Source organism: Sphingopyxis sp. (assembly GCF_965279755.1).
GTDB lineage: Bacteria > Pseudomonadota > Alphaproteobacteria > Sphingomonadales > Sphingomonadaceae > Sphingopyxis.
Genome location: NZ_OZ257261.1, coordinates 2050610 through 2063885 on the forward strand (window position 1 = coordinate 2050610; position 13276 = coordinate 2063885).

The 13276-nt window shown below is 63.8% G+C and carries 18 protein-coding genes; 6 read left to right on the forward strand and 12 right to left on the reverse strand.

Features of this window, described 5'->3' with window-relative positions:
• Nucleotides 1-5: 5 nt before the first annotated feature.
• Nucleotides 6-263: a YjhX family toxin gene (locus tag ACQY80_RS10065; protein WP_428678829.1), complete on the reverse strand. Its 258-nt coding sequence runs from the start codon at nt 261-263 to the stop codon at nt 6-8.
• A 272-nt stretch (nt 264-535) separates the two neighbouring features.
• Between ACQY80_RS10065 and ACQY80_RS10070 the strand changes: the two genes are divergently transcribed.
• Nucleotides 536-1756 (forward strand): polyhydroxyalkanoate depolymerase, encoded by a 1221-nt coding sequence (locus ACQY80_RS10070; RefSeq protein ID WP_428678832.1) that lies wholly within the window; start codon nt 536-538, stop codon nt 1754-1756.
• Nucleotides 1757-1939: 183 nt separating this feature from the next.
• Complete coding sequence (locus tag ACQY80_RS10075) at nt 1940-2575, forward strand: hypothetical protein (protein WP_428678835.1); 636 nt, start codon at nt 1940-1942, stop codon at nt 2573-2575.
• Nucleotides 2576-2650: 75 nt separating this feature from the next.
• Here ACQY80_RS10075 and ACQY80_RS10080 read toward each other — a convergent pair whose 3' ends face one another.
• Nucleotides 2651-3061: a YkvA family protein gene (locus tag ACQY80_RS10080; protein WP_428678837.1), complete on the reverse strand. Its 411-nt coding sequence runs from the start codon at nt 3059-3061 to the stop codon at nt 2651-2653.
• 24 nt (nt 3062-3085) lie between these two features.
• Here ACQY80_RS10080 and ACQY80_RS10085 point away from each other — a divergent pair, with 24 nt between their 5' ends.
• Together ACQY80_RS10085 and ACQY80_RS10090 are read left to right on the forward strand one after the other, a co-directional pair.
• Nucleotides 3086-4075, forward strand: a complete 990-nt coding sequence (locus ACQY80_RS10085; RefSeq protein ID WP_428678840.1) for a dipeptide epimerase — start codon at nt 3086-3088, stop codon at nt 4073-4075.
• Nucleotides 4076-4140: 65 nt separating this feature from the next.
• Nucleotides 4141-4620: a MarR family winged helix-turn-helix transcriptional regulator gene (locus ACQY80_RS10090; RefSeq protein ID WP_428678843.1), complete on the forward strand. Its 480-nt coding sequence runs from the start codon at nt 4141-4143 to the stop codon at nt 4618-4620.
• Here the strand turns inward: ACQY80_RS10090 and ACQY80_RS10095 are convergent.
• Together ACQY80_RS10095 and ACQY80_RS10100 are read right to left on the reverse strand one after the other, a co-directional pair.
• Nucleotides 4617-5081 (reverse strand): pyridoxamine 5'-phosphate oxidase family protein, encoded by a 465-nt coding sequence (locus ACQY80_RS10095; protein WP_428678845.1) that lies wholly within the window; start codon nt 5079-5081, stop codon nt 4617-4619. The two genes, ACQY80_RS10090 and ACQY80_RS10095, sit on opposite strands and share 4 nt — an antisense overlap.
• Nucleotides 5082-5148: 67 nt before the next feature.
• Nucleotides 5149-5544, reverse strand: a complete 396-nt coding sequence (locus ACQY80_RS10100) for a VOC family protein (RefSeq protein WP_428678848.1) — start codon at nt 5542-5544, stop codon at nt 5149-5151.
• Nucleotides 5545-5633: 89 nt separating this feature from the next.
• On the opposite strand from ACQY80_RS10100, the gene soxR reads away from it, so the two are divergent.
• Both soxR and ACQY80_RS10110 read left to right on the forward strand, forming a co-directional pair.
• Nucleotides 5634-6104, forward strand: a complete 471-nt coding sequence (gene soxR, locus ACQY80_RS10105) for a redox-sensitive transcriptional activator SoxR (RefSeq protein ID WP_428678850.1) — start codon at nt 5634-5636, stop codon at nt 6102-6104.
• A gap of 54 nt (nt 6105-6158) precedes the next feature.
• The gene (locus ACQY80_RS10110; protein ID WP_428678852.1) at nt 6159-6641 is read left to right on the forward strand and encodes a hypothetical protein; all 483 of its coding nucleotides are present in this window, start codon (nt 6159-6161) and stop codon (nt 6639-6641) included.
• A 17-nt stretch (nt 6642-6658) separates the two neighbouring features.
• Here ACQY80_RS10110 and ACQY80_RS10115 read toward each other — a convergent pair whose 3' ends face one another.
• From ACQY80_RS10115 to ACQY80_RS10150, 8 genes are all read right to left on the reverse strand, one after another.
• Nucleotides 6659-6949: a putative quinol monooxygenase gene (locus tag ACQY80_RS10115; protein WP_428678854.1), complete on the reverse strand. Its 291-nt coding sequence runs from the start codon at nt 6947-6949 to the stop codon at nt 6659-6661.
• 17 nt (nt 6950-6966) lie between these two features.
• On the reverse strand, nt 6967-7566 hold the full coding sequence (locus tag ACQY80_RS10120; RefSeq protein ID WP_428678856.1) for a carboxymuconolactone decarboxylase family protein: 600 nt from the start codon (nt 7564-7566) through the stop codon (nt 6967-6969).
• A 1-nt stretch (nt 7567) separates the two neighbouring features.
• Nucleotides 7568-8749, reverse strand: coding sequence for an acetyl-CoA C-acyltransferase (locus tag ACQY80_RS10125; protein WP_428678859.1), 1182 nt, complete (start codon nt 8747-8749; stop codon nt 7568-7570).
• A gap of 71 nt (nt 8750-8820) precedes the next feature.
• A complete protein-coding gene (locus tag ACQY80_RS10130) occupies nt 8821-9279 on the reverse strand; it encodes a MaoC family dehydratase (RefSeq protein WP_428678862.1) in 459 nt (152 codons plus the stop codon).
• 93 nt (nt 9280-9372) lie between these two features.
• Entirely contained in the window at nt 9373-10569 is a 1197-nt protein-coding gene (locus ACQY80_RS10135) for a mechanosensitive ion channel family protein (RefSeq protein ID WP_428678865.1), read from the reverse strand.
• 17 nt (nt 10570-10586) lie between these two features.
• Nucleotides 10587-11597, reverse strand: coding sequence for a DNA topoisomerase IB (locus ACQY80_RS10140; RefSeq protein ID WP_428678867.1), 1011 nt, complete (start codon nt 11595-11597; stop codon nt 10587-10589).
• 38 nt (nt 11598-11635) lie between these two features.
• Complete coding sequence (locus ACQY80_RS10145) at nt 11636-13018, reverse strand: putative O-glycosylation ligase, exosortase A system-associated (RefSeq protein ID WP_428678870.1); 1383 nt, start codon at nt 13016-13018, stop codon at nt 11636-11638.
• Nucleotides 13011-13175: a hypothetical protein gene (locus ACQY80_RS10150; RefSeq protein ID WP_428678873.1), complete on the reverse strand. Its 165-nt coding sequence runs from the start codon at nt 13173-13175 to the stop codon at nt 13011-13013. The genes ACQY80_RS10145 and ACQY80_RS10150 overlap by 8 nt, the downstream gene beginning before the upstream one ends.
• Nucleotides 13176-13276: the final 101 nt, after the last annotated feature.

Sequence of the window (13276 nt, forward strand, 5' to 3'; positions counted from 1 at the left end):
CGGCTTCAGCGGTTGTCGAGCTGCGCCCGCACCGCGCGCAGGCCCGCCTGCGTGATGCGATAGGGCGCACCGCCGTGCGAGGCGATGAAGCCGCGGCGGCGGAGGCGCCGGAACAGGCCGAGCCCGCCGCTTTCGAGCATATGGCCGTCGCGGGTGAAGCAGAGCGCTTCGATCAGGCGGCCGTCCTCGTCGCGGCGGTGACGGATCATGCCACCCTGCGCCAGCACGTGCAGCACGCGCTGTTCGGATTTCGAGATATTCATTGGAAATGTCCGGGATTTTTCGAGCAACAAAAGGCGCGCCGACACATGGGCCAGCGGCACTTGCATCATCCCTTTCGCCGGGATGTTAGCGGTTGCCCGCAATCTCAGACATAATCGCTCCGAAGGGCGCAACGGTGCCCGCCGTCCCATAATATTATCGACGAAACGGGCGCGCAATGATTTTGATGCATTGCACAATGACAGCGTTTCCCTAGACTGCTCAGGAAGCAGGCGCCGCCAGAGCGCCCCACCGGACGCAAGGAAGTTTGAACATGCTGTATCACGCCTTTGACATGCAGAAGAGCTGGCTCGCGGGGGCGAGCGCACTGGCGACCGCAGGGGCGCAGGTGATTCAGCATCCCGCGAACCCGCTCGGCTATTTCGGGGGCAGCCCGGCCTTCGCCTCGGCGCTCGAAGTGTTCGCGCACGCTGCGGCACCGCGCGGCAAGCCGGGCTTCGAATTGTATGATGCGGTGGTCGAGGGCGAAACGGTGCGCGTGACCGAGAAGGTCGAGGCGCGCAAACCCTTTGGCCAGCTCAAGCATTTCAAGCACAAGGCGAGCGAGGGCAAGCCCAAGCTGCTGATCGTCGCGCCGATGTCGGGCCATTATGCGACGCTGCTGCGCGGCACGGTCGAGCGGATGATCCCCGACCATGACGTGTGGATCACCGACTGGCGCGACGCGCGCAACGTGGCGCTGGAAGCGGGCAAGTTCGACCTCGACGATTATGTCGACTATCTGATCTCGTGGCTCGAGCATATCGGGCCGGGCGCCCATATGCTGGCGGTATGCCAGCCCTCGGTGCCGAGCCTCGCCGCCGCGGCGGTCATGGCGGCCGACAAGCACAAATGCCGGCCCAAGACGCTGACGATGATGGGCGGACCGATCGACACGCGCAAGGCGCCGACCGCGGTCAACGAACATGCGATGACGCGCCCGCACGCCTGGTTCCAGGAAAATGTGATCGTCACCGTTCCGGCCTGGTATCCGGGCGCGGGGCGCCGCGTCTATCCGGGGTTCCTGCAGCTCGCGGGCTTCATGTCGATGAACCTTGGCAATCACATGATGAGCCATTGGGGCATGTTCAAACATCTGGTCGAGGGCGACGGCGAGAGCGCCGACAAGACCAAGGAATTTTATGACGAATATCGCGCCGTCTGCGACATGACCGCCGAATTCTATCTTCAGACGGTCGACGTCGTGTTCCAGCGCCACCTGCTGCCGAAGGGCGAGATGCTCCACCGCGGCAAGCCGGTCGACCTGACGAAGATCGAGGATATCGCGATCCTCGCGATCGAGGGCGAGCGCGACGATATTTCGGGGATCGGCCAGACGAAGGCGGCGCTGACGCTCGCCAAGTCACTGCCGGCGGAGAAGAAGAAATACCTGATGGCGAAGAGCGTCGGCCATTACGGCATCTTCAACGGCAAGAAATGGCGTGACGAGATCGCGCCGGTGGTCGAGACGTGGATTTGCAGCAACGGCGGGTAACGACCGAAGGCCGACAGTTGTCGAGACTTGCGAGGCACCCGACAGCGGTCAATAATCAGAAATTAGAAAGACATCGTGGCTAACGGTTGCCGTATGTTGATGGGTGCGGTCTGTCTTGCGTGAATAGCGCTTCGGACCAGACGGTACTCATATCTCGCGACGAGATTTCCTAGGGGCGGTGCGATGAGTGAACACGTCTGGGTTAGCAATATCCTGAATAGTGAGGCCTCTCTAGGCGCTTTTGTTAGAACAAATGTAAATATAGAGCACGTTGTAGAGGCAGATCAGAAAAACAAGGACGGCGGATCTGTTTCGCAAGATCTTTTTCCCACCAGAATTTGGGCATCGTCGGGTGTTGAAGAGCATGACATGGCATTCGAAACGAGGAATCCCGATCCCGATCTGTTTTTTGCAGGAGGCTACTGGATTGTCTCAGAATTTGCTGCGGATATTCTTCGTCGGTTCGATCTCGGCGGAGGCGCGCTATACCCGGTGAGCGACGGGGTTTTTAAGAGTGACAATGAGACCCGGCTCCCGAAAGAATATTTCTGTTGGATATTCGGAAATAAGAAATCCGCGTTTCTGAGCCAAGACTCACGAAACGTCAGAGCGCCAAAGATTGAGGGGCTTTGGTGGAAAATGCCCTGGACTCCCGCTGACGATGATGTCGCGGTTTCAGGTCGGGCATTGAAAGGGCCGGATGTCTGGCTCGACGATATGTTGTTCCAATCCGTTTTCCTGAGCGGCCCATTAGGCGATGCGCTGGATGCAGCGGGCCTTAGCGAGGCGTTCCGCTTGTTCAAATGCCGGGTGATTTGAGCGTCTGAAGGGGGCGTTTTATAGATGTTGCTCGAGAAGAGCCGCCACCACCCCTAAGCAGACATGGCACGCTCCTCAATGCCAGGGCGACGTCCGCACGCTCCAATAGACAAGATAGAGCAGCCCCGCCCACAGCATCAGGATGAACGCCATGCCCGTGCGGCTCGATGGGCGGTCGCTGACGGCTTCGGCGGCGGCGTGGAGTTCGGTCCAGAGCGCGGCCGGTATCAGCCGGCGGACAAGGATCAGGCCGAGCGGGACGATGATCAGGTCGTCGAGCCAGCCGAGCACCGGGATGAAGTCCGGGATCAGGTCGATCGGAGACAGCGCATAGGCGGCGACCGCGACCGCCAGCAGGCGGGCGTACCAAGGCACCCGGGGGTCGCGCGCGGCGAGCCAGGCGGCGTGCGCCTCGACCGCCAGCCGGTGGCCGAGATCGCCGATACGCTCCGAAAGCGATTTGCCCGAAAGTGGTTTGCCGGTCATCGCGATCTACACTAGCCTTCGTTCATGGCTATCCAACTGAAAAGCGCGCGTGTCGAACGCTGGCCCGTCGCGGGGCAGTTCGTGATCAGTCGCGGCGCCACCGATCATGTCGACGTGATCGTCGCCGAGGTCGAGGGAGAGGGCGCGACCGGGCGCGGCGAGGGGACGCCGATCTATTATCTGGGCGAGGATGCGGCGGGATGCCGCGACCGGATTCTCCACGCATCGGGGCATATCGCCGACATGGGCGCGGCCGACGCGCGCGCCGCAATTCAGGAAATCATGGGCCCCGGCGCGGCGCGCAACGCGCTCGATTGCGCGCTGTGGGATCTGGAGGCGCGGCAGCGCGGACTGCGGCTGTGGCAACTTGCGGGCTGCGGGGGGGCGCCGACCGCGCGCACGACCGCCTTCACCATTTCGCTCGGTACGCCGGGGGCGATGGCCGAGGCGGCGGCGACGGCCGAGGCCGACGGCTATCACCTGCTCAAGCTGAAACTCACCGGCGAGGGCGACCGGCTGCGTGTTGCGGGGGTTCGCAAGGGCGCGCCGAATGCGCGGCTGATCGTCGATGCGAACGAAAGCTGGGGGCAGGTCGACATATTGGGCGAGGCCGAGGCGCTCGCCGATATGGGGGTCGAGATGATCGAACAGCCGGTGCCGGTCGGAACCGACGCGCTGCTCGACCAGCTTTATGCGCCGGTCCCCTTCGTCGCCGACGAAAGCTGTCACACTGCCGCCGACGTCGCGCGGATCGGGCCCTTCTATGACGGGGTGAACATCAAGCTCGACAAGGCGGGCGGGCTGACCGAGGCGCTGCGCATCGCCGATGCCGCCGACGCGGCGGGGCTGTCGATCATGGTCGGCTGCATGCTGTGCACCAGCCTGGCGATCGCCCCCGCTTTCGTGCTGGCGCAGCGCGCCAAATGGGTCGATCTCGACGGGCCAGCGCTGCTCGCGCGCGACCGCGAGGGCGGGTTCGAGTTTCGCGAGGGGCGGATCGCGCCGTCGCTGTGATTGGTCCGGAAACATTACAGTAAAGTAATTTTACTATCTGTCTTCCGGACTATATTGTTGACCGCATGAGCAACGAACCCCGTCACCACGACATCGTCATGCCCGCGCTGCTGCGCCATGCCCGCACCACCTATGGCGGCGCGATGCGCAGAGCGCTCGATCGCGCGGGTTTTGACGACATTCCCGCCAACGGCCTTTATGTGATTGGCGGGCTCGCGCTCGGCGCGGAGGATGTGCCGCTGAGCGCGCTGATTCAGGATCTGCGCATTTCCAAGCAGGCGGCGGGTCAGCTGGTCGATACGCTGGTTATGCGCGGCTATCTGGAGCGGCAGGTCGATGCCGAGGACCGGCGCCGGCTGGTGATCCGCCTGACCGAGCGTGGCGCGGCCGCCGCTGCGATACAGGGCAAGGCGCGCGCCGCGGTCGACGCCAAGCTTGCGGCGCGCGTCAGCGCCGACGACATCGCCGCGGCGCGGCGGGTGCTGTCGGCGCTGATCGATATTGCGATCGAGGCGCGCGAGCGCGCGGAAGCGGAGTCCGCCTAGAGCGCCACTTCGGCGTGCTTGCCGAGATCGCCGTCCTTCATCGTCATGCCCGTCATCAGCTTGAACAGGCCCTTAATACCGGGGTCGGCGGTCCAGATTTCGGCGTCTTCCAAGTCGAAACGCAGCAGGACGAGCTTTGGATCGTCCTTGCCGCCGGGGTACCAGGCCGCGATGCCGTTATTCCACAATTTGTCGAGCACCGCGCGGCTTTCCTCGCGGCGAAGCGTGCCCGAGATGCAGGCGAAGAGGTCGTGACCCTTCGATGAGAATTGCGCCATTGCCGGGCCGCCCGCGGCGAGGCGGTTATCGGTTGCGGTAAAGAACCACCACGCGCTGTTCGCATCCTTGTCGAGTTGCGCATTCATCGGGACATGATGTTCGCGCTCGCCGGTCAGGCCGACCATCACATAGGGGCTGGCGTCGAGCGCCTTCCAGAAGCTTTTCCTGATATCGTCGCTCATCGGTCGGCACTCCTTGTCGGCCCCCCGATGAACGATAAACGCGCGGCATCGCGCGATGTTGCGCGCTTCAGCGCAGGCGTGGCTCCGAATAGCTGACGACTTCATATTCGATACCGTCGGGATCGAAGAAATAGAAGCGTCTGCCGGGCTCGTAATCGCCATGGTTGAACGGCGTGAGGCCGACCGCCTTCACGCGCATCTCGATCGTATCGAGATCGTCGACCTGCACGCCGACATGGTTGAGCGGCTCGCCCTTGGGATAGTGCGTGTCGGCATGCTGGCCGTCGGGGCCGGTGTAGAGTGCGATGTAGGCGGCGTCGCTGCCGAGATGGATCGTACGGCCGCCGTCGCGTGCGGGACCACGCCAGCGCTCGTGCCAGCCGAAAATCGCCGACAGGATGCCGGCGGTACGGTCGGGGTCGCTGACCGTCAGGTTCACATGTTCAATGAAGGGGTGCGTCATGACTCTGGCTTTCGTGATTCGGGTTGACGCCGCGACATATGAAAGCTCAAGTGAAGTTTAGATCAAGCGTAAAGCGAAGGAGAGCGACGATGCACCGCACCGACCTGATCGCGATCGGCGAACTCGCCGCGCGTACCGGCACAGCGGTGTCGGCGATCCGCTTTTACGAGACGAAGGGGCTGCTCGAGTCGCTTCGCACGAGCGGTGGACAGCGCCGCTTTCTGCGCGCCGATATCCGCCGCGTCTCGTTCATCCTGATCGCACAGCAGATGGGGCTGAGCCTCGAGGAGATAGCGGCGGAGCTTGCGGATCTACCGGCCGGGCGCACGCCGAACGCCGCCGACTGGACGCGGATCAGCACCGGGCTGCGCGCGCGGATCGATGCGCAACTGGCGGCGCTGGCACGGACGCGGGACCTGCTCGACCAGTGCATCGGCTGCGGTTGCCTGTCGCTGAAGAAATGCGGGCTCTACAATGCGCAGGACAAGGCGGCGCAGCGCGGCGCGGGGCCGCGCTATCTGCTCGGCGACAGGGCAGGCGAGATAGCCGAGGTCGATTGACGCCCGGCCGGGGCCGGATAAAATGCTGCGATGGGAAATAATTGGAGAGGTTCGATGAAGGCGCTCTATCCGGTCCTGCTGATCGCGGGAGCGATGCAGGCCAGTCCCGCTCTGGCCGAGGAAGTGGCCGTCTCGCCGCTGATCGGCACCTGGGCGGTCGATATCGACAAGCTGCCGATCCCGCCCGAGGCGCGGCCGAAGAGCGTCACGATCACCTATAGCGACGCGGGCGGCGGCCAGTGGCGGACTTTGGTCGATGTGACGATGCCCGACGGAAAGACCGTCCGCGCGAAATCGACATGGACGCCCGACGGCAAGCCCGTCCATGTCGACGGCAATCTGGAGGCTGACACCGTCGCGACGCGGATGCCCGAACCGAATGTCATGATCACCGCGCTCGCGCTCGGCGGCGTGCCGGGATCGATGCGCGCCTATACGGTGTCGCCCGACGGCAAGACGATGACCGAGACCGTGGTCTATTTCACCAGGGAGGGCACGCCCGGGATGCGGGCGAACCTGTTCCACCGGGTCAAATAGCGCCGGGCGCCGGACGCTCAGACCGCCGCGAGGCGCTCGATCTCGGGCGCGCCGGCAAGCCAGGGGCCGAAGCGGGCGCCGATTTCGCGGAAATGCGACGCGGCGCGATGCGCCTCGACCGCCGCCGTGTCGTCATAGCATTCGAGCACCTTGTAGGTTCCGGTCTCGTCGGTGCGGAACAGGCGGTAATAGCTGTTGCCGGGTTCGTCGGCATTCACCGCGGCGGCGAGCTCGGCGAAGACGGCTTCGAAATCGGCTTCCTTGCCGGCCTGCACGCGCAGCGTTGCGATCACTCCAATGGCGCTCATGTCATTCTCCCTTGATGTCAGGCCTTGAGGTCGGGATCGACCTCCCACCCGTCTTCTACCTGGATGCCGAAGCTGTTCAGCATCATCGAAACCTGTGTGTACTGGCCGACGGTCATCACCAGATCCATGCGGCCCTTGTCGCCGAGCGGCGCAAGCGCGGCCCAGCTGGCGTCGCTGACGAAATGATTGGCGGTCAGCTCGTCGGTTGCGCAAAGCATCGCGCGCTCGATGTCGGTCCAGTCTGCGGCGTCGGGGCCGGCCTTGATCCGCTCGATTTCGTCTTCGGAGAGGCCGCTGTCGAGCCCGATGCGCTTGTGCTGGGTCCACTCATAGCCCGATCGGCAGTTATAGCCGGTGCGCAGGATGATAAGTTCGCGGTCGCGCGGGGTAAGCGCGCTGCGCTTCGACAGGATATAATTACCCCAGCCGAGGAAGGCGGTCATCGCCTTGGGCGCGTGCGCGAGGGTGCGGAAGATATTGAGGATGCGCCCGCCGCCGACGCGCCCACCGATCTTATTGGCACCATCGGTCGCGAAAAAGGGTTCGAGCGCGGCGTGCTGGTCGGTATCGAGCCGGTCGAGATCGACCGGCTCGATACGCGGATGCGTCAGACGCAAATCAGAAGACCTCGAACAGGCCCGCCGCGCCCTGGCCGCCACCGATGCACATGGTGACGACGGCATATTTGACGCCGCGGCGCTTGCCCTCGATCAGCGCGTGGCCGACGCAGCGGGCGCCGGTCATGCCGAAGGGGTGGCCGATCGAGATCGAGCCGCCGTTGACGTTGAGCAGTTCGTTCGGAATGCCGAGCTTGTCGCGGCAATAGAGAACCTGCACGGCAAAGGCTTCGTTGAGTTCCCAGAGGCCGATGTCGTCCATCTTGAGTTCGAAGCGTTCGAGCAGCTTGGGGATCGCGAAGACGGGGCCGATGCCCATTTCGTCGGGCTCGGTGCCCGCGACCGCCATGCCGACATAGCGGCCGAGCGGCTGGAGGCCCTTCTTCTCGGCAACCTTGGCTTCCATCACGACGCACGCCGAGGCGCCGTCGGCGAGCTGGCTGGCGTTGCCCGCAGTGATCGTGTGGCCTTCGCCCATGACCGGCTTCAGGCTGGCGAGCCCTTCAAGCGTGGTGTCGGCGCGGTTGCACTCGTCCTTGTCGGCGATGACGTCCTTGAAGGTGACTTCCTTCGTTTCCTTGTTCACGACAGCCATGGTGGCCGGGCAGGCGACGATTTCGTCGTCATATTTGCCCGCGGCCTGCGCGGCGGCGGTGCGCTGCTGCGACTGGAGCGAATATTCGTCCTGAACTTCGCGGCTGATGTTGTAACGCTTCGCGACGACCTCTGCCGTGCCGATCATCGGCATGTAGGTGTCCTTGTGCATCGCGATCAGCTCGGCGTCGGTCTCGATGAACACCTTGCCGCTGCCGCTGACCTTCGAGATCGACTCGATGCCGCCGGCAACCGCAATGTCCTGACGGTCGACGATGATCTGCTTTGCGGCGGTCGCGATCGTCATCAGGCCCGACGAGCACTGGCGGTCGATCGACATGCCGGGGACGGTGACGGGCAGGCCCGAACGCAGCGCGATCAGGCGGGCGACGTTCATCGTCTGCGAGCCCTGCTGCATCGCGGCGCCGAACACGACGTCGTCGATCTCGCCGCCTTCGATGCCGGCGCGCTCGACCGCGGCGCGAACCGCATGCGCGCCGAGCGTCGGGGCGAGGGTGTTGTTGAACGAGCCGCGGCCCGCCTTGGTCAGCGGGGTGCGGGCGGTGGAAACGATGACTGCGTCACGCATGGTGGAGTTCCTTCTGCTTGGTGCCGTTTATTATCTTTTCGGGGGAGGTCGGCGGGTGATCTTTGACGGGATCAGATGAAAAACTGCGTGATCCACTCGGCGATCAGTGCCGGCTTTTCCTCGCCCTCGATCTCGACGGTGATTTCGTTGGTCTGCTGCCACTGGCCGGGGCGCTTCTCGTCGAGTTCGAGCAGCTTTACATGGCTGCGCACGCGCTTGCCCGAGCGGACGGGAGCAAGGAAGCGAACCTTGTTTCCGCCATAGTTGACGCCCATCTTGATGCCCTCGATCTTCGGCGCGTCGGTTTTCGCGCCGAGCATCGGAATCAGCGACAGCGTCAGAAAGCCGTGCGCGATCGTGCCGCCGAAGGGCGTCATCTTGGCCTTTTCCTCGTCGATGTGGATGAACTGATGGTCGCCGGTCGCGTCGGCGAACTTGTTGATCATGTCCTGATCGACGAGCACCCATTCGGACGTGCCGATGTTCTCACCGACCTTGGCTTGCAGTTCCTGCGGCGTGATGGTGGCCATGTTCATCCCCTCAATAGCTGGTTCGGGGCGCGTTCTAGGCCTCTCTTGCCGCGTTGCACAAGGGCCTAGCGGCCACGCTACGGCGCCGTAGCGTCAGGTGGCCTTGGCTGCCTTTGCCGCCGCTGGCTTGGGCTTTGGAGACTCGGGATAGGGCATGATCATCGTTCCGTCGGGCGCCGCGGTAAAGGTCGTTTGCGTCGGATAGGCGAATTCATATCCTGCCGTTGCCATCGCCTCGAACAGCCGGATCGCGACATCGGTGCGCGCCGCAGCCACTTCGTCGAACTGATCGCTGAATACGTCGAAGAGCAGCTCGAAATCGAGGCTCGACGCGCCGAAGCTCAGGAAGCTCGAGCGGATGAATTCATGACCCGCGGCGGTAACCTGCTCCTCGAGCAAGGCTGGCAGGTCGCGCAGCATTTGGGGGGTCGTTTGATAGATGACGCCGATCTTGAAGGTGATCCGGCGGCGGTGGAGATGCGCGAAATTGGTGATTTCCTTGCTCAGCAAATTGGTGTTCGAGATGACCAGCAATTCGCCATTGAGCGAGCGGAGCCGCGTGCTCTTCAGCCCGATGCGTTCGACCGTCGCGGTGCTCGTGTCATATTTGATTGTCTCGCCGACGCGGAACGGCCGGTCGAAGATGATCGAGAGCGAGGCGAAAAGATCCGAGAAAATGCCCTGCGCGGCGAGGCCGATCGCGATGCCGCCGATGCCAAGACCGGCGATCAGGCCGGTGACATTGACCCCCATATTGTCGAGGATGACGATCGCCGCGATCGCGAACAGCGCGACGCTGATCAGCAGGCGGATGATTCCCATCGCGTTGCTCAGCGTCTCGTTATGCCCCTCCGCGGCGCGGCGCTGGATCAGCCCGAGGACGATCTCGCGCGCCCAGATCGCGACCTGCATCACCACGGCGATCGTGAAGACGAACTGGACGAACTGCATGATGATGGCGGGCGGCTGCGCATAACCCGCGACGAGCCGGATCGCGACGATCGCGAGGACGAAGGACTTGGTCTTGTGGATGACGCGGCCCGCGATGTGCGTGAAGGTCATCTCGCCCTCGGCCGACAGGGCGTGCTTCAGCGCAAAGCGCCGGACCATCGAAAGCAGGAAATAGATGAGGAGCCCGGCGCCGACCGCGATCCCGATCTGTAACCAGTGCGTATTTACCCAGCCGACGCTGGCATCCCAATAGTGGCGCAGGTCGGCAAGCGGGTCCGCGGCTGCCGCAGTGGTTTCGGCGGGCGCGGTTTTGGCGGCGGCGAGAAGCGTCAGGGTCATGCTTTCCTCTTGGCGGATCAGGCGGAACGAAGCAACGCCGCGGCGTCGGGCGCGCGTTCGAGCCAGGCAAGAAGACCGCGTTCGTAACGCGACAGATAGCGCGTCGCGCGCGGCAGCGGCCCCGCCTTGGCGGCAAAATCGCTCCGTTCCTGCACGGCGGCGATCATCGCGGGGTGGACATAGGCCTTGCGCGCGACCGCCGGCGTGTTGCCGAGCCCGTCGGCGACATGCGCAAGCATCGCCTTCAAGGTCGGCGGTTCGGCGGCGTCATACAGGAAGGCGAAGGCCTCGACGCTCGCGGACCAGGTTCGGAAATGTTTCGCGCTGAACTCCTCGCCCATCGCATCGCGGATATAGGCGTTCACATCGCCCGACCCGACCGCGCAGACGCCGCCGCTGTCCTGATACTGGAACAGATTCTGGCCGGGCAGATCCTGGAGGCGGCGGACGAGCGTGGCGAGGCTGCGGTCGCTGATCTTCACATCCTTCTTCGTGCCGCCCTTGGCGCGATAGGTGAGGCGGAGCGTCTTGCCCGAGATTGTGGCATGATGCTGGCGCAGCGTCGTCGCGCCAAAGCTCTTGTTCGCCGTGGCATATTGCTCATTGCCGACGCGCAGCGCGGCGAGGTCGAGCAGGCGGACGACCGCACCGACGATGCGATCCTGACAGAGCGTCCGCCGCGCCAGATCATCCTCGAGCCGCGCCCGGAGCAAGGGAAGCGCATGGCCGAAGGCGGCGCAGCGGTCATATTTTCCCGCGTCCCGCTCCAGCCGGAATTCGGGGTGGTAACGATATTGCTTGCGCCCGCGTGCGTCGTAACCGGTGGCAAGGATATGGCCGTTGGGGGCGGGGCAGAACCACGCGTCCTCATAGGCGGGCGGCAGCGCGATCGCGTTCAGCCGGTCGATTTCGTCGCGGTCGCGGATGATCTTTCCCTTGGCGTCGCGATAGCGCCAGCCGACGCCCGAGCGCGCGCGGCTGATGCCGGGCAGGCTGTCATCGACATGGATCAGGCGAACGGCGGACATGGAGGCATAGCGCCCCGTCCCCGCCGATGGTTCCCGCGTCAGTTGGCGGCGGGAAGGGTGTGCCGCGCCGGAACCTGTGCCGGGCGCGCGGTGAGCGGACGCCAGCCGGCCTCGTGCTCCCGCCGCCGGACATAGGTCGAAAGCCCCATTTCGAGCGCAAGCATCATGTAGATGAATGGCTGGAAGGCGATGCCGACGAACAGCGATCCGATCATATAGGTGATGTGACCATGCTGGAGCGCAGTCGCGAGCGGTGCGATCCATTGCTCCTCGCCGCGGCGGGTCTTCAGATAGCGTCGCCGCAACCGTTCGAGCTGGATGATACTGACGCCGTGGAGCAGCAGCCAGAGCGCGATGCCCGGATAGCCCTGTTCGCCGAGCATTTCGAAATAGCTCGAGTGATAGGCGCGCGAATGCTCCTCATAGACCGTCGGTTCGGCATTTTGCGGCGCGTTCGGGTCATAGGCGCTGGCGGCCTTTTCGACGCGGACATGGTTCTGGATATAGGCCTCGAACCCGCCGCCGAAGGGATGTTCCTTGGCATATTCCCACGTCCACGCCCACACTGCGACGCGCGTTGAGGCAGACTGGTCGGACTTGTGATCGCGAATCGTTTCCATCCGCGCGGTGAAGCTTTCGGGGAGGAACGGGACGACCGCTACGGTCAGAAGAACCGCGCCGGCGATATAGAGGAAGCGGTGCTGGACCGCGCGGAGCGACAGGATCGCGAGGATCACGAGGCAGACGAGGCCGGTGCGCGCCTGCGTCCCGATCGGCAGCAGTGCGCAGGCGAAGACGAGTGCGAAGCAGAAGGTCGAAACGCGCCAGTCGGGCGTGAATATGGTCCCGTGCTTGCGATACCAGAGGATTAGCGGGATGATCGAAATGCCGACCGCCGACATGATCGAGCCTTCGTAGAGCCCGTAATTCTCGTTGAGCAGCAGCTGAAGCTGGCCGTAACCGCCGCCGCCCGCTGCGGTCTTGATCCCGCCAGCAATCGCGATCGCCGCCGCCGACAGCAGCATGATCAGGATCAACGCCTCGATGCGGAGCTTGGTCCGGAGCGTCAATGGCAGGAAGATCGCCCAGACGAGCGCCTTCCACACCCAGCTCCATTTGTCCGCCGCCTCGACCGGGAAGTCGGCGTTGATCGTCGTCATCCAGCAATAGAAGAGCAGCGCGACGAGCAGAAATTGTCGTCCCGACCATCGCGTGTCGCGCTTGTCGTCGACGGTGAGCCAGCCGACGATCGCGAGTCCGAATACGATCAGCGAGATCGGGATCGAGTTGATGAGGAAGTAGCTGAGCCGCTGCGGCGCGACGATGTCGATGTAGCAGAAGCACAGCACGAACAGGAACGGCTTGCGAAAGCCGAGCCCGATGAAGGCGAAAAGAAAGGCGACGAAGGCAATGTCACGCATCGGACGAGCTGTCTTTTGCGCCGGCTTCGGCATCGCGGCGTTGCTGCCACAATTTGCGCGGGCTCACCTCGTGATCGAGGTCGTCGCGGTGGAGCAGGCGCCAAAGCGCGATCGCCATCAGGACGTGCGTCAGGCCAATGGAAAAATTGTCGACCATCGATACTGTTTGCCCGAAAACCCCGCATGGCCCAAGTGCCTTGCCGTGGCTCTACCCCCCTTGGGTTGACGCCGCGTTAAGGCTTATATGTCAAAGCACTG